Source organism: Polaribacter sargassicola (genome assembly GCF_021991835.1).
In the GTDB taxonomy this organism is placed as follows: Bacteria; Bacteroidota; Bacteroidia; order Flavobacteriales; family Flavobacteriaceae; genus Polaribacter; species Polaribacter sargassicola.
Window position 1 is genome coordinate 1 of sequence record NZ_JAHDAU010000015.1, and the last position, 23,608, is coordinate 23,608.

Consider the following 23,608-nt stretch of genomic DNA (forward strand, 5'->3'; position numbering starts at 1 on the left):
GAGAGGTTTTTAAATCAAAATTATCGAAATAACCATACAAATTGGTTGGCATTAAACTTACATAATCTTTACCAAATTGTTTTCTAATGGCTTGGCATAATTTTACTCCTGTAATTTTTGCAACTGCATACCACTCATTGGTTGGCTCTAATGAATCGGTTAATAAATACGACTCTTTTAATGGTTGAGGTGCAAATTTTGGATAAATACATGAACTACCTAAAAATATAAACTTCTCTATACCAACTTTTAATGCGCCATCAATTAGATTGTTTTGAATTTGCATGTTCTCCATTAAAAATTGATATGGATAATCATTATTTGCTAAAATACCACCTACCCTTGCGGCTGCATCAATAATAGCTGCTGGTTGTTCTTCTTCTAAAAAACTTAAAACTGCTTTTTGATCTTTTAAGTCTAGTTGTTTACTTGTTCTACCTATTAAATTACTATACCCTTTCTTTTCTAAAGCTCTCCAAACTGCAGAACCTACCATCCCTCGATGACCAGCTATGTATATTTTTAAATCTTTTTTCATCTTTTTATTTCCATATCCGACGAAAGCACTCAAAACGTTAAGCCTCTATAAAAAAGGTATTGTATTGATTTCTACTTTCAAAAATAATTGATTATTAGTTTATATTATCTGTAGGTAGTTTGAAAAAACAAGAATAATGTTTTCTTCTAAGTTTGATTTTAAAATCTGTATTTTACAGATTGCTTTTATTCTTTTTCCTTAATAAAAACCTTAGAAGAAGCTAAACTACTGTCTTTTCAAACCCTCTACAGTATAATATCTTTAATAATCAGCTATGCTTTTTTAGCTTTTAAAGTTTCTTTTAAGTTTTCTTTTTCTTGTACTTCTTTTCTTAAGCCACTACTAGAAAAACGGTGTTCTCTTTTGTTAAAAAATAACTCGATACCTACCTCTTCACAATACTTTCTTCCTGTAAATTGTTTGCTAGCATATTCATCTCCAACTATTCTAACATCAATTTTAAATGAACGTAATACATCTTCTAAATCTTGCTCTGTAGCATAAGGCACAATTTCATCAACATATTTACATCCTTTTAATTGGATATATCTTTCTACTACTGATTGAATTGGTCTGTTTTTTTCTGGTCTATCTAACGTTGGATCTGTTTGTAAACCACAAATTAAAAAATCACATTCATTTTTTGCATCTTCTAACATTTTTACATGACCTGCATGAAATAAATCAAAAGCACTAAAGGTAATACCTACTTTCATAATTGTTTTTTTTTCAAATATATAATTAATTATTATTTTAAAATAATATTGCTAATATCTTTTAAATTTAACATAAAAATAATATAATCAGTATATTATTTTTTATTTAGTAACCATGATGATGATTGTATTTTTTCTCCCAAACCATCAATTAACTTAATACCTAATTCATTGCAAACTGGCACTTCTGGAATAGAATTATTGTTTTGATCACCTCCGTTTGCAAAACCTAATTCATATTCTTCATTATAAGTTGTAAAAAAATGACGAATAGACTCACATACAGTTCTATCTTTATCTATAGAGATAATTGCTTTATCTACTGCTTTAATATTCTGAACAATAAATAATCTTTCGTCTTCTTTTTGAAATTCTTTAGACCCTTTTAATCCTCTTTGAAGATCGCTATTAACAATTACAAATAACTCATCTGCTAAAGCTTTTGCATTATTAAAATATTCTAAATGTCCTTTGTGAATTGGATTAAAATAACCCGAAACAATAATTGCTTTTTTTTTCATCTTGTTTAGATTTTATTTAAGAAAAGATGTTTTTCACCTTTTAGATTAATTTCCTGATTTCTAATATCGTGAACAATTTGAATAGAGTTTCTAGCATCTTCTAACCCAAAACCATTCCCTTTTAAAATATCTTTATAACTATCTGTGTGTAATTCTGTAAACCCTTTACTAAACTCTAACTCTGTATTATCTATAGTTATAGAACGAAATGTTCTTTGACCAATTTCTTTAATATTTTGAGGCAAATCATTTTCATCAATAGATAAAAACCATCTTACTCTTGCATTTTTAAATTCTAAATAACCAGCTGCTTTATTTTTTTCTTTTAAATGTACGTTATTTTCTTCAACTTCTCCAAAAACCCAAGAAAGCATGTCGTAAAAATGAACTCCGATATTTGTAGCAATACCTCCAGATTTTGATTCATCTCCTTTCCAAGAAATATCATACCAATTTCCTCTTGAAGTAATGTATGTTAAATCTACATCGTATTTACCTTTTTTATTTTCTAAAACTACTTTATTCTTTAATTGAATGATACTAGCGTGTAACCTCAATTGTAAAATAGTGTGTATTCTTTGTCCAGATTCTTTTTCTATATCAGCTAACGCATCTACATTCCAAGGGTTTAAAACTAACGGTTTTTCGCAAATAGCATCTGCTCCTCTTCTTAAAGCCATTCTTATATGAGAATCATGCAAATAGTTTGGAGTACAAATACTAACATAATCTAAACTTATATTTTTTTGACGCTTAATCTTTTCTATGTGACGATCAAACCTTTCAAACTCAACAAAAAAATCTGCATTAGGAAAATAACTATCCATAATACCAACACTGTCAAACTTATCTAGTGCTGCTATAAGGTTATTATTTGTATCTTTTATTGCCTTTAAATGTCTTGGTGCAATGTAACCTGCAGCACCTATTAAAGCGAAATTCTTCAATTTATAATGTTTTATTTTTTATTGATTCTGGTAAAATATTTTTCACATCATAAATAATAGATTTTTCTTTTTTTATTGATTCAAAATCTAAATTTATAAATTCATTATGCGAAACTGTTAATACAATAGCATCAAATTTTTTATTTGGTAAATCTTTTACAGAATCTAAATTATATTCATTCTTTACATCTTCTACCTTTGCCCACGGATCAAATATTGTTACGTTAGTTCCATATTCTTTTAAAGCAGAAATAACGTCTACTGCTTTTGTATTTCTTACATCTGGGCAGTTTTCTTTAAAAGTAATACCTAAGACTAAAATTTCAGCATTTTTTACATTAATATCTTCATTGATCATTAACTTAACAACTTCAGAAGCTACATAATTCCCCATACTATCATTTAATCTTCTACCTGCAAGTATAATTTCTGGATGATAACCATATTCTTGAGCTTTCTGTGCTAAATAATAAGGATCTACACCAATACAATGACCACCAACTAAGCCTGGTTTAAATGGTAAAAAATTCCATTTTGTTCCTGCAGCTTCTAAAACATCGTGAGTATTAATATTCATCAACCCAAAAATTTTAGCCAGTTCATTTACAAAAGCAATATTAATATCTCTTTGAGAGTTTTCTATAACTTTTGCTGCCTCAGCTACCTTAATTGTTGGTGCTAAATGTGTACCAGCAATAATAACCGACTTATATAAATCATCAACTTTCTCGCCTATTTCTTTTGTAGAACCAGAGGTAACTTTTAGTATTTTTTCTACCGTATGTTCTTTGTCTCCCGGATTAATTCTCTCTGGAGAATATCCTGCATAAAAATCTTTATTAAATTCTAATCCTGATATTTTTTCTAAAACCGGAATACATTCTTCCTCTGTTGCTCCAGGATATACTGTAGATTCATAAATTACAATATCTCCCTTTTTTAATACCTTCCCAACAGTTTCACTTGCTTTAATTAAAGGTGTTAATACAGGTCTATTATTTTTATCAACAGGAGTTGGCACTGTAATTATATAGTAATTACAATCTTTTATACTATCTATTGAGTCTGTGCAAAACAATCCTTTTTCTTTTGTAGATTGCTCTAACAAAACAGATTGTAGAGATTCATCAGAAACCTCTAATGTAGAGTCTGTACCAGACATCAACTCTGCTACTCTCTTTTTATTTATATCAAAACCAACAACGGCGTATTTAGTTGCAAACAATCTTGCCAATGGCAAACCTACATAACCTAAACCTATTATTGCTATCTTTTTATCTATCATAAATTTTACAAATTCTCCCAATACCACTTTACAGCTTCTTTCAATCCTTTTTGCAATGAAAACTGAGGGTTGTATTGTAATAACTTTTTCGCCTTAATAATACTTGCATGAGAATGAGGTATATCTCCTACTCTATTCTTACCATATTTTACCTCTACATTAGTAATGGATTCATCATATTCAGATAAATATTCTTTTAAAAAACTCATTAGGTCATTTAATGTATTTCTATCTCCGTATGCAACATTATAAACTGTATTAACAGCACTTTTATTTTCTGTAACTAAACTTAATAAATTAGCCTGAATAACGTTGTCAATATAAGTAAAATCCCTTGAAAAAGAACCATCCCCATTGATAACTGGAGATTCTCCCTTCATCAATTGGCTAACAAATTTTGGAATTACAGCTGCATATGCTCCATTTGGATCTTGTTTTCTACCAAAAACATTAAAATAGCGTAATCCTATTGTCTCTATTCCGTACGTTTTAGAAAAAACATCTGCATATAACTCATTTACATACTTAGTAACCGCATAAGGAGATAATGGCTTACCAATAACATCCTCTACTTTTGGCATTGACTCAGAATCCCCATAGGTTGATGAACTTGCTGCATAAACAAAACGCTTAATCTCATTCTCTTTAGAAGCAACCAACATATTTAAAAAACCTGAAACGTTTACAGCGTTTGATGTAATTGGATCTTTAATAGACCTAGGCACAGAACCTAATGCTGCTTGATGCAAAACAAAATCACAACCTTTAGTTGCCTCTAGACAATCAGACAAATTTCTAATATCTCCTTCTATTAAAGTAAAGTTAGAGTTCGTTAAAAAATCAGAAATATTTTCTCTCTTTCCTGTTGAAAAATTATCAAAACAAATAACTGTATTATTCCTATCAAGTAAAGCTTCACATAAATTAGAGCCAATAAAACCAGCTCCACCTGTTACAACTATTTTCTTTTGAGACAAATCTTCTAACATCAACAAAAATTGTTTTCCTTTTTCTTGATGACGAATGTACAAAAAATGTTTTAGTCTATTATTCTTAAATACCTTATAAAAAAGAAAAAATCCTTTACTATTATGTAAAGGATTTTTTTGGTGGGCAATGAGGGATTCGAACCCCCGACCCCCTCGGTGTAAACGAGGTGCTCTGAACCAACTGAGCTAATTGCCCTAAGCGGGTGCAAATATAGTATTGTTTTTTACATCAGCAAAAATAAAAGTTATTTTTTTTTAGATTTTCTTTAAAAAAGAAAAAATCCTTTACTGTTATGTAAAGGATTTTTTTGGTGGGCAATGAGGGATTCGAACCCCCGACCCCCTCGGTGTAAACGAGGTGCTCTGAACCAACTGAGCTAATTGCCCTAAGCGGGTGCAAATATAATACCTTTTTTTATTTATAAAAAATAAAAATGTAGTTTTTTTTAGATTATTTCTGCAACAACAAATGTACTACCACCTACGTAAATTACATCATCTTGATTAGCAGTACTCAAAGCAAATTTAAAAGCAGATTTAACTGATGAAAATTTTTCTCCAAAGAGTTTAAAATTAAAAGCATTCTCTTTTAATACTTCTTCAGACAAACCTCTTGGTATATTAGGTTTACAAAAATAATAAGTAGCTTCTTTTGGAAACAAACCTAAAACATCTTCAATCTTTTTATCCGAAACTACACCCAATACAATATGTAATTTTCTATATGGTTCTTTTTTCAGCTGATTTAAAACTATTTTTAATCCTTCTTTATTATGTGCTGTATCGCAAATAACTTTAGGATTATCTTGTAATATTTGCCATCTACCTTTTAAACTTGTATTTTTTACTACATTTAATAAGCCTTCAATAATATTTTTTTCAGAAACATCAAATCCTGATAATTCTTTAATTGTTTTTACAGCTGTTTTACTATTCGATTTTTGATAATCACCTAACAAATCTGTTTTGTAATCACTTTTATCATCAGAAGCATAAAATATTTTAGATTTTGTTAGTTCTATCTTATCAGTAAAAACCTCTACTACTTCATTTTGTTTTTCTCCAATAACTACAGGTACATTCTTTTTTATGATTCCTGCCTTTTCGTAAGCAATTTCTTGTAAAGTTTCTCCTAAAATTTGAGTATGATCTAAACCTATATTTGTAATTACAGATATTTCTGGCTCTATTATATTTGTAGAATCTAACCTTCCTCCTAAACCTACTTCTATAATAGCAATATCTACTTTTTCTTTTGCAAAATAATCAAAAGCCATCCCTACTGTCATTTCAAAAAAAGACAATTTTTGTTTTTCTAAAAAAGACTTATTTTGATTAATAAATAACGTAACTTTTTCTTCAGGAATTTCATTCCCATTAATTTTTATTCTTTCTGTAAAATTCTTTAAGTGAGGTGACGTATACAAACCAACTTTATAGCCTGCCTCTTGCAAAATAGAAGCCAACATATGACTTGTAGAACCTTTGCCATTTGTACCTCCTACATGAATTGATTTAAATTTTTTCTCTGGAAATTTTAACTCTTTAGATAACTCTATAATATTAGTTAAATCTTTTTTGAATGCTGTTTTACCTTCACTTTGATACATAGGTAACTGTTCAAACATCCAATCTAGTGTTTGTTGATAGTTCATTTTACAAAAATAAAAGATTATTGGGTAAGAGAAAACTTATAGATTATAGTTCCTACTTGTCGTGAAGGTGCCTCATCATCAGCATTCCATTTTGTTTGCAAAGCAGCTTCTTTTGCTGGTTTTAATAAACAGGGATCAGAATTGGTGGTTCCTTTATAACCAGGTTCTGCAGACACAACCTTACCATTTTTATCCACTACAATCCTAACAACTACCGTACCTTCTTCTTGACAATCTGGTTGTTGTTTAGGTGTAGACAATGCTTTTCTACCGGCTAAATTATAATTACCTCCAAAGCCACTACCGGTATTACCATAATACTTAGAAGATGAAGGATCTCCGTTTACATCTCCTTTAACACCTTCTTTTTCATCATCTCCTTCTCCTTTAACATCACCTTCAGATGATTTTCCATTTAGTAAGTTATTTAAAGCATCTTGCGTTGCTTTTGATGGTTTAGGCTTAGGTTTTTGTTTTACAACCTCTTTTTTAACAACTTCTTTTATTGGTTCTTTTTTATTTTCTTCAACTTTTTCAACAACAGGAACATCTTTAGAAGTATCTTCAGTTATAATTTCTTCTTTAATTATTTCTTGAGGAGTTTCTTGCACCTCTTCAATAATTTCTTCTACAACTTCTTCTTCTTTTACTTTTGATACTGGTTGTTCCTTTGTTTTTAAAACAGGATCTCCACTACCTACATTTGCATCTCCAAAATTTATAGCCAAACCATATTCCTCTGGAGGATCTAGATATTTCATTCCATAATTAAAAATCCCAAAAATTAAAATTATTAGGATCACAACAGTAATTATAGCTGATTTACGTTTATGTTTAGTATCTAAAATAGACATTTGTTTTTAAACTAGTTAATTTTGCAATAAGTAAACTTTATTTACCCTTTACTGCTAAAATCATTTTTAATTTATTTTTATTAGCAATATCAATTACCTTCATAACATTTTTATAAGGTACATCCTTATCGCCTCTTATTACTATTGTTTTCTTTTTATCTATACCAACACTTTTTAAAATTTCACTTTCTAAACTTGATGAACTTACTTTAGTTTTATCAATATAGAAAAGAGATTCATTTGTTATTGTAATAGCTACAGATTTACTGTTTTCTGTTTTTCCGCCTGCTTTTGGCAAAATAACATCAATTGCACTTACAGTTACTAAAGTAGATGTTAGCATAAAAAATATTAATAACAAAAAAACAATATCTGTCATTGATGACATATTAAATGACGGATCTACTTTATTTCTTCCTCGTAAATTCATGACAATTATTTAAAGTTAAAAACAATCAATTATTTATACTGGCTCGTTTAACAAATCTAAAAACTCTACAGATTTTGCTTCCATTTGATAAACAACTTTATTTGTTCTTACAACTAAGTGGTTATATGTAATGTAAGAAATAATACCCACAATTAAACCAGCAACTGTTGTTGTCATTGCTGTATACAAACCGTCTGAAAGCATTTTTATATCTATTTGCCCACCTGCATTTGCTATCTCATGTATTGCAACAATCATTCCAATAACGGTTCCTAAAAACCCAATCATTGGTGCTGCTCCTGCAATTGTAGCTAGAACACTAACATTTTTTTCTAGTTGATAAACTTCTAATTTACCTGCTGTTTCTATTGCTGTATTAATATCTTCTAATGGTTTTCCTATTCTAGAAATTCCTTTACCTATTAATCTAGATGTTGGTGTGTCTTTACTTTTACAAAGAGTATCTGCAGCTTCTAATTTTCCTTCAGATATAAGTTCTTTAATCTGATTCATAAAATTTTTATCAACTTTAGACGCTGCTTTAATAGCAAAAAAACGCTCAAAATATATATAGAAAGTAATTGCCAATAGTACAAAAAGAATGGCTATAATTATTTGTCCTCCTACACCTCCATCCATAATTAAATTATAGATAGACAATGTTTTTTCTTCTGAAACAACCTCTTCTAACAACTCTGTATTTTCTTGAAAAAATGATAACATTTAATATTCTTTTTTAATTTTACTTTATAACGATTATAATAACTTAAAATTGCATCAAAAAAAATCCTGAATATTAATTCAGGATTTTTATTCTAGAATTAGATAAAACTAAGATAGTACAATTTTTACCATTATATATCCTAATCCTCCTAAAACAATAGTATAAGGCAATGCCATTTTTACCATTTTTCCATAAGAAAGATTAATTAACGGAGCCAAAGCAGATGTTAATAAGAATAAGAATGCTGCCTGTCCATTTGGCGTTGCAACACTAGGTAAATTTGTACCTGTATTAATTGCTATTGCTAAATTTTCAAAATGTTCTCTATCAATTGTACCGCTTTTAAACGCATTTTGCACTTCACCAATATAAACAGTTGCCACAAATACATTATCACTTATTGCAGATAAAGCACCATTAGCTATGTAAAAAAGACCTGGTTGAGAAGCTGGATCTTGATGTAAAGCCCAATCAATTATAGGGCTAAATAAATGCTGATCATGTATCATTGCAACAATAACAAAGAAAACCACTAATAAACCTGTAAAAGGTAAAGCTTCTTCAAAAGCATGACCTAAACTATGCTCTTCTATAATACCCATAAAAGCAGTTTGTATTATTATTAATGCTAAACCTATTAAACCAACAGGAGCAATATGTAAAGCCAAACCAGCAATTAATAATACTGCAGAAACTCCTTGTACTATTAAACCATATTTTTCTTTTTGAGAACGATTATTATCTTGTTCTAATGTATAACCTTCTATAATATCTGCTGCTATTTTAGGCAATTTAGCTCCAAAACCAAACCAACCTGTCAACTCTAAAACAACTGTTGTTGCTAAACCAGCTATAAGTACAGGTATAGTAACTGGCGCCATGTGAATAAAGAATTCAACAAAATCCCATCCTAAACGTTCACCAATTAATAAGTTTTGAGGCTCTCCTACCAATGTACAAACTCCACCTAGAGCAGTACCTACAACCCCATGCATAATTAAACTTCTTAAAAAGCTACGAAATTGCTCTAAAGTTTCTCCGCTTAATTCTTTGCGGTCTAATTTTCCATCATCATTATAGTCTTGAGAACTAGAATGTATTTTGTGATATACACCGTAAAAACCAACTGCAACACTAATTAATACAGCAGTTACAGTTAATGCATCTAAAAATGCTGACAAAACAGCTGATAAAAACACAAACAATAAAGATAAAACCAACTTAGATCTTATCTTAGTAAACACTTTACTAAAAATAAACATTAATAAAGGTTTCATAAAATAGATACCAGCAACCATAAAAACTAAAAGCAATACAACTTCTAAATTTTGATCTACTTCGTGATAAGCATTTTTAGGTGTAGTTAAGCCCAATGCGATAGCTTCTATAGCTAATAAACCTCCCGATTGTAGAGGGTAACATTTTAGTGCCATTGCTAGCGTAAAAATAAACTCGGCAATAAAAATCCAAGCTGTTATTGTTTTTCCTAAAACAAAAATTGAAAAGATGTTAAAAATCAGAAAACCTATCATGGTCATTTTAAACCATTTTGGCGAATCCCCTAAAAAGTACTTAAACATGTTATTGTTATTTAATAGTTAATTATTATATTAATTCTTTTAGCGCTATTTCAAACGCAGTTTCACTTATTCTTGTTTTAGAAGCACTTTTTGCAAAAGTTCTTTGCAATGCTTTTTTAATTACATCAGAGGTATCTTTAAAAATAGCTTCATCGCTCATTTTTACTCTTCTCTCCATAAAATATGCAAATACTCTTGCCATACCACAATTAGAAATAAAGTCTGGAATTAAACTTACTTTCTTATCTGTGTCTTCCATTATAGAGCCAAAGAAAATTTCTTTATCTGCAAAAGGCACATTTGCCCCGCAAGAAACCACTTCTAATCCTCTTTCTATCATTTTATTAATTTGTTCTTGTTTTACTAATCTAGATGCTGCACAAGGAGCAAAAACTTCTGATTTCAATTCCCAAATTCTTTCATTTACTTCACTAAAAGGTATCATTTTTTCTGAAAATAATGTATTTCCTTTCTTATTTAAAAATAATTCTTTTACCTCTTCAAAAGTAAATCCATCTTCATTAATAACACCACCAACAATATCTATTATACCTACAACTTTAGCACCCATTTGAGCTAAATAATATGCTGCTGCAGAACCAACATTTCCAAAACCTTGTACAATAGTTCTCTTACCAACTACAGTACCTCCATAAATATCATAGTAATGACGAACAGCTTCTGCAACCCCAAAACCTGTAATCATGTCTGCAATTGTAAATTTCGATGCAATATCAGGAGAATAAATAGGGCTTTCTATGACTTTTATCACCCCATGTCTTAATTGACCGATTCTATTAATCTTGTCTGCTTCGGATGGTTTAAAATGACCGTTAAAAACACCTTCTTGTGGATGCCATACCCCAACATCTTCTGTCATTGGTATTACTTCATGTATTTCATCTACATTTAAGTCTCCTCCTGTTCCGTAATAATTTTTTAATAATGGAGAAACAGCTTTGTACCAACGCTCTAAAACACCTTTTTTACGAGGATCTTGCGGGTTAAAATTTATACCAGATTTTGCTCCTCCAATGGCAGGACCAGAAACAGTAAATTTTACCTCCATCGTTTTCGCTAAAGATAAAACTTCATTTAAATCTAAGCCTTCTCTCATTCTTGTTCCTCCACCAGCTGCGCCACCTCTTAATGAATTTATCACTGTCCAGCCCTCTGCTTCAGTTTCAGAATCTTTCCAATTAAAGACTATTTCTGGTTGTTTGTTCTCGTATATTTTTAATAATTCTTTCATTTTAATATTTTAAATAATTAACTTTTACTTTTATTTCTTTTAAATAATTTTAGTCTTGTAATAAAATCCCCTTCTGGGGAAAGTTAAAGCTGATTCATTTTAAAAAAATTGAATTATTATATATTTTGTGTGTCACACAAATCTAATGTAAAAAAACGACTGCTCAAATTTTTTTTATCCATCAGTTTGGTATAAAAATTTTACCGGAAGAATGATCTTTTATTGCACCTGTAACAGACTTTAAACAATTAACCTGATTATCAACTCTTAGCACACCTAAAAAAGCAAAAATTAAAGCTTCTTTAAAATCTATTAATTCTTTATTAATTAATAAAATTTTAACACCTAAAACATCTTCTAATCTTTTAATCAAAAAAACATTAAACGCTCCTCCACCAGTTATTAACACAGAATCAGATTTAATAACAGCACTTAATTGAATTGCAATATGCTCTACAAAAGTTCTTAATATAGAAGGTACATCTTTTTCTAGATTATCTATTAAAGGAAATATATTTTTTTGCACCCATTCTAAACCTAAAGATTTTGGAGGCTTAATTTTGTAAAACTCTAAATTATTTAGCTCTTTTAAAAGTTCTTTATTCAACTTTCCTTTAGCAGCTATTTTACCAGAATCATCATAATCAAAGCCTAATTTATTTACATAATAATTTAAAACAATATTTACAGGACAAACATCATAAGCTATTCTTACATCATTTTCTTGATATGAAATATTAGAAAAACCACCAAGATTTAAACAATAATCATAATTAGAAAAAAGTAATTGATCTCCGATTGGCACTAAAGGTGCTCCTTGCCCACCTAATTTTACATCTTGTGTTCTAAAATCATAAACTACTTTTCTGCTTGTAGCTTTAGCTATTTCTTTTCCAGAACCTATTTGTAGTGTTATTCCTTTTTCTGGTTGATGTAAAATAGTGTGACCGTGAGAAGCAATAAAATCAATATTATTAATTTGATTTTTATCAATAAAAGAATTCAACACTTCTCCTAAAAACTTACCATAAGAAACATTTAACAGCTCTAATTTTTCAGAAGAAAAATGAATGGCATTTTGCAAAGTAGTTTTCCATTCTTTAGAATATCCAACAGTTTCTGAGCTTAAAATTTTAAATTTCTTATAATCATTTTTAAAAAACTTAACATAAACCAAATCAATACCATCTAAAGATGTACCAGACATTAAACCGATAACAAAAACTTCATTTTTATTCATGCGTGTAAAAATAACTAAAACAACACTCAAATTCTATTACGAATTTAATATATTTGAAAAGGTTATTTTACGAATATAATAAAAAACACACTTATGGATTTTAGTTTAACAGAAGAACACATCATGATACGTGATGCTGCAAAAGATTTTGCACATACAGAATTACTACCTGGTGTAATAGAAAGAGACAACAAACAAGAGTTTCCTGATGAATTGGTAAAAAAAATGGGTGATTTAGGTTTTTTAGGAATTATGGTAGATCCTAAATATGGAGGAAGCGGCATGGACACAATTTCTTACATATTAATAATGGAAGAACTTTCTAAGATTGATGCTTCTGCCTCTGTTATCGTTTCTGTTAACAACTCACTAGTGTGTTATGGCTTAGAAGCTTTTGGCACAGAAGATCAAAAACAAAAATATTTAACAAAATTAGCTACAGGAGAATATCTTGGCGCCTTTTGTTTAAGTGAACCAGAAGCAGGTTCTGATGCTACATCACAAGCAACTACAGCAGAAGATAAAGGTGATTACTACCTTATTAACGGCACAAAAAACTGGATTACAAATGGCGGTAGAGCAGATATCTATCTAGTAATTGCACAAACAGATAAAAACAAAGGACATAAAGGTATTAATGTTTTTATTGTAGAAAAAGGAACTAAAGGTTTTCATATCGGCCCAAAAGAAGATAAATTAGGAATTAGAGGTAGCGATACTCACACTCTACAATTTAATGATGTAAAAATTCCGAAAGAGAACAGAATTGGTGATGATGGTTTTGGTTTTAAATTTGCCATGAAAACACTCTCTGGCGGTAGAATAGGTATTGCAGCACAGGCTCTAGGGATTGCTTCTGGTGCTTACGAATTAGCGCTTAAGTACAGTAAAGAACGAAAATCTTTTGGTACAGAAATCTGTAATCATCAGGCAATAGCTTTTAAATTAGCAGATATGTATACTGAAATTGAAGCTGCAAGAATGTTAGTAATGAAATCTGGTTGGGATAAAGATAAAGGCTATAATTACGATATGTCTAGTGCAATGGCAAAATTATACGCATCTAAAGTAGCAATGGAACAAACGGTAGAAGCTGTTCAAATCCATGGAGGAAATGGTTTTGTTAAAGAATATCATGTAGAGCGCTTAATGAGAGATGCAAAAATTACACAAATTTATGAAGGAACTTCAGAAATTCAGAAAATTGTAATTTCTAGAGGAATAACAAAAGGGTAAAAATCTTACACAAATAAATTACAACTTGTTATCTCTTCTTTTATATAGATTACTAAAACTAATCTATATAAAAGAAGAGATAACATTTTATTATAAATTAAAATTCTAACTCAACATTAAATAATTGCAAACCAGAAGAAGGTGCATTATTTCTCATAAACTTTCTATCATTTCCCTCTTTTAAAGAGTCTTCTATAAAAGTTAAATCTAAGTTCCCTTTACCAACTTCAAAGAGAGTAGCCATAATTAACCGAATCTGATAACGTAAAAAACCCTTACCTCTAACTTTTAATACATATGATTTTTCAGGAAAAAAGTTAGCTCTTAAAATATCATTCTCTACAATCTCACAAGAATTAATTACCCTTTTAAAAATGGTATTTTCTGATGGTTTGGTACAATATTTATGAAAGTAATGCTCACCAGCAAATAAATTTGCAGCCTTCATCATCAAGTTTACATCAAGATTTTCTGCCACATTAACTAAAAAAGGCGCTGCAAAAGGATGATTTTTTTCACCAAAAGAAAAATAATAATGATATTCTTTAATTTTAGGAGCATTAATAACATTAAATCCTCTATCAACTCTTCTTATAGATAATGCTCTAAAATCTGGAGAAAAATTAGAATTTAAAGATTTTATAAAAGTTACTTCATCTACTAAAACCTCTGTAAACATCTGTATATAATAAGTATTTGCAGATACTTTTGCATCAGTTCTACCAATACCTATTGTTTTATAATTCTTGTCTTCAAATACAAAAGACAAGGTCTTATCAACCATATCATGTAAAGTTTTAGCATTTTTTTGTTTCTGCCAACCAGAAAACCTAAAACCTAAAAATTGTATACAAACTACGTAAGAAACCGAATATTTCATGAGCACAAATGTACAATAATTACATTTTTTTTTACAAATGGTGCATTTTTATGAATATCTCAATATTATACACTTCTTTTTTACGAACCTAACATTTATTACCCTACATCAATAAAAAAATATAATTATCTCAAAGAAACCCCCTTTTTTTTGAGGGTATATGTTATAAAAATGTTAATTTTTTAAAAAACAGCTATTGATAATAAGAAATAAATATATACTTTTGAGTCAATTCAATTAATAAAAAACACTTAACATTAAAAGAACAAACATTATGAAAAAAATCATTTTTGCTTTATTATTTGCAAGTAGCTTTATAGCAACAGCGCAAGAAGAAGAAAAAAAATTCACGCTTAGCGGAACAGTTGATACATATTTTCGAGCGAATCTAAATGCACCTAACGCTGTAGATGATGATAATTCACCTTTAGCTGCTCCTGGATCTTCTTTTGCAAACCTTCCAGGTTTTTCATTAGGAATGATAAATGTTATTGCTGGTTATGAAGGAGAAAAATCTGGTTTTGTTGCTGATTTAGTTTTCGGTCCAAGAGGTACTGATGCTGTTTTTGCTTCTCCAATGTATTCTGCTACTGGTAATATAGTGAACCAACTTTATGCTTATTGGAATGTAAGTGAAAAAGTTACACTTACTATTGGTAACTTCAATACTTTTTTAGGTTACGAAGTAATTTCACCTGCTGCTAACTTTAACTACAGTACTTCTTACTTATTTTCTTATGGTCCATTTAGCCATTCAGGAATTAAAGCTGATTTCTCTTTAGGAGAAGACTCTTCTTTAATGTTAGCTATCTTAAACCCAACTGATGCTACAGAATTCAATCCTGATGGAAAGTATTCTATTGGAGCTCAGTATGGCGTTTCTGGTCAGTACTTCAACTTTTTATTAAATCCAGATTCTTATGAAATTGATTTTACAGGAGGTTTTGATTTATCAGATTCTTTCTTTTTAGGTTTAAATGCTGCTTATTTTGACGCTGATGACGCTGCTGGTTTTTATGGGGTTGCATTATATCCTCAATTATCTACTTCAGATTCTTTTTCTATTGGTTTAAGAGCTGAGTATTTTGCTGAAACTAATGGAGAATTTGGAGCTATCGGTACAGGTATTGAAGAGTCTTCGGTATTTGCAACTACTTTATCAGCTAACTATTCAATTGGTTCATTAACCATTATCCCTGAAATTCGTTTAGATTCTTCTTCTGATGACTTCTTTTTAAATAACGATAGTGAAATGGCTAGTGGTTTATCTTCTTTTGTTTTAGCTGCAGTTTACTCTTTCTAAAAAATACTAACTAAAATTACATAATAAAAATGAGTTTATTTTTAACATTATTTCAAGACGCAACAGAAGTTTCTAAAGCTGTTGAACAAATAAATGGAGACATGGGGATGCTATGGATGCTAATTGCAGGTATCCTAGTATTCTTGATGCAAGCAGGTTTTACCTTAGTAGAATCTGGTATGACAAGATCTAAAAATGCAGTTAACATTGCAATGAAAAACTTATTAGACATCTGTGTAGGTTCTATTACTTTTTGGCTTGTAGGTTATTCTTTAATGTACGGAGATACTTCTAACGGATGGTTCTTCTGGAGCGGTTTATTCCAAGGTGAAGGAGCAGATTTATTTTTCCAAACAATGTTTGCTGCAACAACTGCAACAATTGTTTCTGGAGCAATAGCTGGTAGAACAAAATATACTACCTACATTATCTTTTCTTTAATAATGACAGCTATCATTTACCCAATCTCTGGTGGATGGGAATGGAATGGTGGATGGTTAAACGATACAGACGGTATTATGCCAGCTGAGTTTATCGATTTTGCAGGTTCATCAATTGTACACTCTGTTGGTGGATGGGCAGCTTTAGTTGCTGCTTACATGGTAGGTCCTAGAATTGGGAAATTTGTTGATGGAAAAGTTTTACCTATACCTGGTCACAATCAAATACTAGCTACTTTAGGGGTATTTATCCTTTGGTTTGGATGGTTTGGTTTTAACGGTGGTTCTCAATTAGCTTGGGGTGGTGATGATGCTACTGCTGCATCTAACGTTGTTTTAATTACAAACTTAGCTGCTGCTGCAGGTGGTTTAGGAGCATTAATTACTACTTGGATATGGTACGGAAAACCTAACTTAGGTCAAACGTTAAACGGTTCTTTAGCTGGTTTAGTAAGTATTACTGCTGGTTGTGGTAACATGACTGCTGGTGGAGCTGTACTTGCTGGTTTAATTGGTGGTATTCTTGTAGTATTTGCTATTGAATTTATTGAAAAGAAATTAAAAATAGATGATGCAATTGGAGCTGCTTCTGTACACGGTGTTGCTGGTGCTTGGGGAACTTTAGTTATTGGTCTTTGGGGTGTAGATGGTGACACTGCTATTGGATTACTTAACGGTGGTGGAGCCGCTCAATTAGGAGCGCAAGCAATTGGTGTTTTAGCTTATGCTGTATGGGCTGCAGGTTTATCTTTTATTGTTTTAGCTATTTTAAAAGCAACAATGGGATTACGTGTAACTAAAGAAGTAGAAATAGAAGGATTAGATATCTCAGAACATGGTTCTATCGCTTACCCAGGTAAGAGAGTTAGAGAGTTTGAAGACAAATAAACCTCTAAAACATATTTTTAGTAATTAACTTACATTACTAAAAAAAATCTTTAAAAACACTTGTAAATTGAAAAATTTACAAGTGTTTTTTATTTTTTAACATTTTCTTAATAAAAAAAGATTTTATTAAAATAACTTAATTATTTTTAATGATTTTTTACATTCATCATAAAAATTATATTAAATTCATAAAAAAACCATTTTTTTATTAATAAAAAATATAAATTAGCCGATATAATTGAACATAATATGGAGAAACAAGGATTATATTTACCAGAGTTTGAACACGAAAATTGCGGTGCTGGTTTTATCTGTAATTTAAATGGTGATAGAACAAACCAAATTATACATGACGCACTAGAAATACTAGTAAAACTAGAACATAGAGGTGGTGTTAGTGCAGATGGAAAAACAGGTGATGGAGCAGGTTTATTAATTGATATACCCCACGATTATTTTAAACGTGTCTGTAGTTTTTCTATACCAGATCAAAGAGAGTATGCTGTTGGTATGGTTTTTCTTCCAAAAGTATCTAACCAATACAATTTTTGTAAATCAACTTTTGAAAAAGAAGTAGAAAACCAAGGTCTTTCTGTCTTAGGATGGAGAGAAGTACCTGTTGATTCTTCTCAACTAGGTGAAATTGCTTTAGCTTCAGAACCTAATATAGAGCAATTATTTATTGGTAAAACAGATCAAATAGACGAAGCTACTTTTAAAGCTAAGCTATATGCTGCAAGAAAAATTACTGAGCATACAATTAGAAAATCAAAAATTTCTGAAAGTAACTATTTCTATGTACCAAGTTTATCAATAACTACTATTATATATAAAGGTATAATAATGCCTGAAGATATTGGGCCATATTATAAAGATTTACAAGAAATAGATTTAGTAACTCGTTTAGCATTAGTACATCAACGTTTTTCTACCAATACAATGCCTACTTGGGAGCTAGCTCAACCATTTAGACATATGTGTCAAAATGGAGAAATTAATACTTTAAGAGGTAACGTAAGTAGAATGCGTGTTCGAGAAGAAATCATGAAAAGTGATGTTTTCGGTCCACAAATAGATAAATTATTCCCAATAATTTTACCAGGTAAATCAGATTCAGCTTCTATGGATATGGTTGTAGAGTTATTAACTCATACAGGTCGTTCATTACCAGAAATTATGATGATGATGATTCCTGAAGCATGGGAGAAACATGCAACTATGTCTAAAGATCGTAAAGCTTTTTACGAATATAATGCTTGTATTATGGAGCCTTGGGACGGCCCTGCTTCGGTACCTTTTACAGATGGAGATTATATTGGAGCTTTATTAGATAGAAACGGATTAAGACCATCTAGATATACTGTTACCAAAAGCGGTAGCTTAATAATGTCTTCAGAAATTGGAGTTGTTGATGTAGCGCCAGAAAATGTTAAAGAACATGGTAGATTAAAACCAGGTAAAATGTTCTTGGTAGACATGAATGAAGGTAGAATTATTGAAGATGAAGAAATAAAAAGTAAAATTGTTTCAGAAAGACCATACCAAGAATGGTTAGATAATACACGTTTACATTTAAGAGACGTACCGTATACTAATGAAACTTGCCCAATTGAAACTATTGATGTAAAAACACGTCAACGTTTATTTAATTATACTTTTGAAGATATTCAAGAAGTTATTACTCCTATGGCTATTGCAGGTAAAGAAGCTTTAGGATCTATGGGTATAGATACACCTTTAGCTGTATTATCAGATAGACCTCAGTTAATTTCTAATTATTTTAAGCAATTATTTGCTCAAGTTACAAATCCACCTTTAGATGGAATTAGAGAAAACATTGTAACAGACATTAGTTTAAATTTAGGAAAAGATAGAAATATTTTTAGCATAACAGATAGACAGTGTAGAAAACTAAGAATTCAAAATCCTGTTATATCAAATGCAGATTTAGAAAAAATTAGAAATATTGATATAGAAAGCTTTAAAGCAGAAACTATACAAATTTTATATCCAAAATCTAAAGGTTTAAATGGTTTAGAAGATGCATTAGATAATATTATCATTCAAGTAGAAAAAGCATTAGAAAATAAAAATAATATTATTATTCTTTCTGATAGAGGTGTTAATCAAGAATTTGCACCAATACCAGCATTATTAGCATGTTCTTATGTAAACCATCAAATGAATCGTTTACGCAAGCGTTCTTATTTCGATATAATTATTGAATCTGCAGAACCTCGTGAGCCTCATCATTTTGCAACATTATTTGGTTATGGAGCAAGTGCCATAAACCCATATATGGTAAATGAAATCATTAGAATGCAAGTTAAAGAAGGTTTTATTACCGGTATGGATGAACAAAAGGCCGTTGATAACTTTAATTACGCTATTGGAAAAGGTATTTTAAAGGTGATGAACAAAATTGGAATCTCTACTTTACATTCTTATAGAGGTTCTCAAATTTTTGAAATCGTAGGTTTTAACTCTCAATTTGTACAAAAATATTTCCCTTATACTGCCTCTAGAATAGAAGGTATTGGTTTATATGAAATTGAAAAAGAAATAGATCAGCGTTATAAACAAGCTTACCCTGATAAATCTATCGACAAAAATTTAACTTTAAATATTGGTGGTGATTATAGATGGAGAAGAAACGGAGAACGTCACTTATTTAATCCAACAACTGTTGCAAAATTACAACAAGCTGTTAGATTAAGTGATCAATCTAGCTATGATGTTTACTCAAAAACAATTAATGAGCAGTCAGAAAGTTTAATGACAATTCGTGGTCTGTTTGAATTTGATAATTTAGATCCAATTCCATTAGATGAAGTAGAACCTTGGACAGAAATCGTAAAACGATTTAAAACAGGAGCAATGTCTTACGGGTCTATTTCTAGAGAAGCTCATGAAAATTTAGCCATTGCCATGAACAGAATTGGAGGTAAATCTAATTCTGGAGAAGGTGGTGAAGATAGAAGACGTTTTCAAAAAGATATTAATGGTGATAGTAGAAATTCTGCTATAAAGCAAGTTGCATCAGGTAGGTTTGGTGTTACATCACACTATTTATCTAATGCTAAAGAAATACAAATAAAAATGGCTCAAGGAGCTAAACCAGGAGAAGGTGGTCAACTACCAGCTCATAAAGTATTACCTTGGATTGCTAATGCAAGAAATTCTACACCTTTTGTAGGTTTAATTTCTCCTCCTCCTCATCATGATATTTATTCTATTGAAGATTTAGCTCAATTAATTTTTGATTTAAAAAATGCTAATAGAGAAGCTAGAATTAATGTAAAATTGGTATCAGAAGTTGGTGTAGGTACAATTGCTGCAGGTGTAGCAAAAGCAAAAGCAGATGTTGTACTAATATCTGGTTATGATGGTGGTACAGGAGCTTCTCCTTTAACATCATTAAAACACGCTGGTTTACCTTGGGAACTTGGTTTAGCAGAAGCACAACAAACTTTAGTACTTAATGATTTAAGAAGTAGAATTGTTGTAGAATGTGACGGACAGTTAAAAACAGGTAGAGATGTAGCAATTGCAGCTCTTTTAGGTGCAGAAGAATTTGGTTTTGCAACAGCGCCTTTAGTTGCTTCTGGCTGTATTATGATGCGTAAATGTCACTTAAATACTTGTCCTGTTGGTATTGCAACTCAAGATAAAGAATTGCGTAAAAACTTTAAAGGTACACCAGAACACGTAATTAACTTCTTCTATTATGTTGCAGAAGAATTAAGAACAATAATGGCTCAATTAGGTTTTAGAACATTATCAGAAATGGTTGGCCAAACTCATAAAATAAACTCTAATAAAGCAATTAAGCATTATAAAGCTAAAGGATTAGACTTATCTAGTATTTTACATAGACCAACAGCATATAAAAACATGACTGTTAAAAACACTGAAAGTCAAGATCATAACTTAGAAAAAGTTTTAGACTTTACTATATTAAAAGACTCACATAGAGCATTATATAGAAAAGAAAAGATGAACTTAACTTACCCAATTAATAATACAGATAGAACTGTAGGAGCAATTGTTAGTAATGAAATTTCTAAAATATATGGCCATTTAGGTTTACCTGAAGATACTTTAAATGTTAATTTTACTGGATCAGCTGGTCAAAGTTTTGGAGCATTTGGTGCTTATGGATTAACATTTACACTAGAAGGTAACTCTAATGATTATTTAGGAAAAGGATTATCTGGCGCTAAATTGATTATTAAAAAACCATCAAAAGCAGACTTTTTAGCTGAAAATAATATCATTGTTGGTAACGTATGCTTATTTGGTGCTGTAAATGGACAAGCCTACATTAATGGTATTGCAGGAGAGCGTTTTGCTGTTCGTAATTCAGGAGCAACAGCAGTTGTAGAAGGTGTTGGTGATCACTGTTGTGAATATATGACTGGAGGAAAAGTAATAGTTTTAGGTGACACTGGTAGAAATTTTGCTGCAGGTATGAGTGGAGGAATTGCTTATGTGTATGATCCTGAAAGCAAATTTGTAAATGGTCTTTGTAATACAGAAACTATTCAATTTGAAACTCTTTCAGATGAAGATAGTGCCGATTTAAAAGCTACAATTGAAAAGCACGTTTTATATACTGATAGTAAAAAAGGTAAAGATTTATTAAACGATTGGGAAACTAGTTTAAATAAATTTGTAAAAGTGATGCCTACTGAATATAAACTTGCTTTAGAGCGTTTAGAAACAGAAGAACCAATGTTTGAAGAATTAACAATAGCATAATGTCATGGGAAAAGTAACAGGATTTAAAGAATTTGAAAGACAAGATGAAACTTACACTTCTGTAGAAGAACGTGTAAAAAATTATAAAGAATTTACAGTTCCATTATCTAATAAAGATATTACAAAACAAGGATCTAGATGTATGGATTGTGGTATTCCTTTTTGTCATAGTGGTTGTCCATTAGGTAATCTAATTCCAGATTTTAACCATATGGTTCACCAAGGTGAATGGCAAAAAGCTTCATGGTTATTACATTCTACCAATAATTTTCCTGAATTTACAGGTCGATTATGTCCAGCTCCATGTGAAAAATCATGTGTATTGGGTATAATAGAAGATCCGGTATCAATAGAAAATATTGAAAAGAATATTGTTGAACGTGCATTTAAAGAAGGTTGGATAAAACCACAACCTCCTAAAAATAGAACAGGTAAAACTATTGCTGTTGTAGGTTCTGGACCTGCAGGTTTAGCAACAGCACAACAATTAAATAGAGCTGGTCATACAGTAACAGTTTTCGAAAGAGATGATGAAATTGGAGGTCTTCTACGTTATGGAATTCCCAATTTTAAAATGGAAAAAGGAATTATAGATAGAAGAGTTAAAATTTTAGAAGCTGAAGGTATTATTTTTAAAACCAATATTAATGTTGGAGTTAATTATGATGTAAAAGATTTAAAAACTTTTGATGCTATAGTTTTATGTGGTGGTGCAACTGAAAGACGAAGCTTACCTACTCCTGGTATAGATGCTAATGGAGTTGTACAAGCTATGGATTTTTTAACACAACAAACAAAAGTTGTTTTAGGTAAAAAAGTCGAAAATCAAGTACTTGCTACAGACAAAAATGTAATTGTAATTGGTGGTGGTGATACAGGATCAGATTGTATTGGTACATCAAATAGACAAGGTGCAAAATCTGTTGTAAACTTCGAAATTATGCCAAAACCACCAGGACATCGTTCACCTACTACACCTTGGCCTTTTTGGCCATTACAATTAAAAACTTCTTCATCTCATCAAGAAGGAGTAGAAAGAAATTGGTTAATTAACACGAAAGAATTTATAAAAGATGAAAACGGAAATTTAACGGCATTAAAAACAGTAAATGTCGAGTGGAAAATGGTTCCTGGCCAAAGACCACAATTAATTGAAGTTTCTGGTACTGAAAAAACTTGGCCTTGTGATTTAGCTTTATTAGCTCTTGGATTTACAGGTCCTGAAAGTACTTTAGCAGACCAATTAGGCCTTAAACGAGATTCTCGATCAAATTACCAGGCATCATATGGTAAATACCAGACCAATGTAAAGAACATCTTTACAGCAGGCGATATGCGTCGAGGACAGTCGTTAATTGTCTGGGCTATT

The 23,608-nt window shown here is 30.6% G+C and carries 19 protein-coding genes and 2 tRNA genes; 5 read left to right on the plus strand and 16 right to left on the minus strand.

Annotated elements, in window-relative coordinates; translation table 11 throughout:
* From KI686_RS15390 to KI686_RS15460, 15 genes are all read right to left on the minus strand, one after another.
* Window positions 1–538 (minus strand): NAD-dependent epimerase/dehydratase family protein (locus tag KI686_RS15390; RefSeq protein ID WP_237590228.1); only part of this gene is annotated, 538 nt, incomplete at its 3' end.
* A gap of 272 nt (window positions 539–810) precedes the next feature.
* Window positions 811–1,254, minus strand: coding sequence for an adenylyltransferase/cytidyltransferase family protein (locus KI686_RS15395; RefSeq protein ID WP_237590229.1), 444 nt, complete (start codon window positions 1,252–1,254; stop codon window positions 811–813).
* Window positions 1,255–1,349: 95 nt separating this feature from the next.
* A complete protein-coding gene (locus KI686_RS15400) occupies window positions 1,350–1,775 on the minus strand; it encodes an adenylyltransferase/cytidyltransferase family protein (RefSeq protein WP_237590230.1) in 426 nt (141 codons plus the stop codon).
* 5 nt (window positions 1,776–1,780) lie between these two features.
* On the minus strand, window positions 1,781–2,722 hold the full coding sequence (locus KI686_RS15405; protein ID WP_237590231.1) for a Gfo/Idh/MocA family oxidoreductase: 942 nt from the start codon (window positions 2,720–2,722) through the stop codon (window positions 1,781–1,783).
* Between the two features lies 1 nt (window position 2,723).
* Complete coding sequence (locus KI686_RS15410) at window positions 2,724–4,007, minus strand: nucleotide sugar dehydrogenase (protein ID WP_237590232.1); 1,284 nt, start codon at window positions 4,005–4,007, stop codon at window positions 2,724–2,726.
* Window positions 4,008–4,012: 5 nt separating this feature from the next.
* The gene (locus KI686_RS15415; protein ID WP_237590246.1) at window positions 4,013–4,996 is read right to left on the minus strand and encodes an SDR family oxidoreductase; all 984 of its coding nucleotides are present in this window, start codon (window positions 4,994–4,996) and stop codon (window positions 4,013–4,015) included.
* A 118-nt stretch (window positions 4,997–5,114) separates the two neighbouring features.
* Window positions 5,115–5,192 (minus strand) — tRNA-Val (locus KI686_RS15420).
* A 113-nt stretch (window positions 5,193–5,305) separates the two neighbouring features.
* Window positions 5,306–5,383 (minus strand) — tRNA-Val (locus KI686_RS15425).
* A gap of 59 nt (window positions 5,384–5,442) precedes the next feature.
* Window positions 5,443–6,651: a bifunctional folylpolyglutamate synthase/dihydrofolate synthase gene (locus KI686_RS15430; RefSeq protein ID WP_237590233.1), complete on the minus strand. Its 1,209-nt coding sequence runs from the start codon at window positions 6,649–6,651 to the stop codon at window positions 5,443–5,445.
* A gap of 17 nt (window positions 6,652–6,668) precedes the next feature.
* On the minus strand, window positions 6,669–7,505 hold the full coding sequence (locus KI686_RS15435; protein ID WP_237590234.1) for a TonB C-terminal domain-containing protein: 837 nt from the start codon (window positions 7,503–7,505) through the stop codon (window positions 6,669–6,671).
* Window positions 7,506–7,542: 37 nt separating this feature from the next.
* On the minus strand, window positions 7,543–7,935 hold the full coding sequence (locus KI686_RS15440) for an ExbD/TolR family protein (protein WP_237590235.1): 393 nt from the start codon (window positions 7,933–7,935) through the stop codon (window positions 7,543–7,545).
* 33 nt (window positions 7,936–7,968) lie between these two features.
* Complete coding sequence (locus KI686_RS15445) at window positions 7,969–8,658, minus strand: MotA/TolQ/ExbB proton channel family protein (protein ID WP_237590236.1); 690 nt, start codon at window positions 8,656–8,658, stop codon at window positions 7,969–7,971.
* 108 nt (window positions 8,659–8,766) lie between these two features.
* A complete protein-coding gene (gene nhaB, locus KI686_RS15450) occupies window positions 8,767–10,239 on the minus strand; it encodes a sodium/proton antiporter NhaB (RefSeq protein ID WP_237590237.1) in 1,473 nt (490 codons plus the stop codon).
* A gap of 25 nt (window positions 10,240–10,264) precedes the next feature.
* Entirely contained in the window at window positions 10,265–11,491 is a 1,227-nt protein-coding gene (locus tag KI686_RS15455) for a Glu/Leu/Phe/Val dehydrogenase dimerization domain-containing protein (RefSeq protein ID WP_237590238.1), read from the minus strand.
* Between the two features lie 181 nt (window positions 11,492–11,672).
* Complete coding sequence (locus tag KI686_RS15460) at window positions 11,673–12,731, minus strand: anhydro-N-acetylmuramic acid kinase (RefSeq protein ID WP_237590239.1); 1,059 nt, start codon at window positions 12,729–12,731, stop codon at window positions 11,673–11,675.
* A 93-nt stretch (window positions 12,732–12,824) separates the two neighbouring features.
* On the opposite strand from KI686_RS15460, the gene KI686_RS15465 reads away from it, so the two are divergent.
* Entirely contained in the window at window positions 12,825–13,967 is a 1,143-nt protein-coding gene (locus KI686_RS15465) for an acyl-CoA dehydrogenase (protein ID WP_237590240.1), read from the plus strand.
* A 97-nt stretch (window positions 13,968–14,064) separates the two neighbouring features.
* Here KI686_RS15465 and KI686_RS15470 read toward each other — a convergent pair whose 3' ends face one another.
* On the minus strand, window positions 14,065–14,847 hold the full coding sequence (locus KI686_RS15470; RefSeq protein WP_237590241.1) for a tRNA pseudouridine synthase A: 783 nt from the start codon (window positions 14,845–14,847) through the stop codon (window positions 14,065–14,067).
* A 274-nt stretch (window positions 14,848–15,121) separates the two neighbouring features.
* Between KI686_RS15470 and KI686_RS15475 the strand changes: the two genes are divergently transcribed.
* The 4 genes from KI686_RS15475 to KI686_RS15490 all read left to right on the plus strand — a co-directional run.
* The gene (locus tag KI686_RS15475; protein WP_237590242.1) at window positions 15,122–16,150 is read left to right on the plus strand and encodes an outer membrane beta-barrel protein; all 1,029 of its coding nucleotides are present in this window, start codon (window positions 15,122–15,124) and stop codon (window positions 16,148–16,150) included.
* A gap of 29 nt (window positions 16,151–16,179) precedes the next feature.
* A complete protein-coding gene (locus KI686_RS15480; RefSeq protein WP_237590243.1) occupies window positions 16,180–17,478 on the plus strand; it encodes an ammonium transporter in 1,299 nt (432 codons plus the stop codon).
* Window positions 17,479–17,727: 249 nt separating this feature from the next.
* Complete coding sequence (gltB, locus tag KI686_RS15485) at window positions 17,728–22,239, plus strand: glutamate synthase large subunit (RefSeq protein ID WP_237590244.1); 4,512 nt, start codon at window positions 17,728–17,730, stop codon at window positions 22,237–22,239.
* A gap of 4 nt (window positions 22,240–22,243) precedes the next feature.
* On the plus strand, window positions 22,244–23,608 hold a 1,365-nt coding region (locus KI686_RS15490), incomplete at its 3' end, for a glutamate synthase subunit beta (RefSeq protein ID WP_237590245.1).